The organism is Arthrobacter sp. B0427-1-12, from assembly GCF_059092905.1.
In genome coordinates this window covers 1-247 of sequence record NZ_JBNHIC010000267.1, presented here as the reverse complement: position 1 = coordinate 247, position 247 = coordinate 1, and the positions used below count along the sequence as shown (strand labels likewise).

At 72.9% G+C, this 247-nt stretch carries 1 pseudogene; it reads left to right on the top strand.

What is annotated here, in order from left to right:
* Positions 1 to 38: 38 nt before the first annotated feature.
* Positions 39 to 247, top strand: a pseudogene (locus AC5RWU_RS24805) (hypothetical protein); the annotation flags it as partial.

Here is a 247-nt window from a genome sequence, read left to right as displayed (position 1 = left end):
TCGAAGTCAGGCAGCCCCGCGGCTACGGACGCTGTCGGATGGCGATCCTGGCCGACGCCTCGGCCGCCTCGCTGCACCTGTTCGTCGGCGAGAACGTCGAGCCCGGCGCCACCGTCATCACCGATGCCTGGCAGGGCTACCGGGGGGGGTCGAGACACTCGGCTACACGCACGATCGGCGCAGCCAGCGCGCGCCCGTGCCCGCGGCGAGGACCCCGGCCAGCTGCTGCCTGGAGTTCACCGCATCG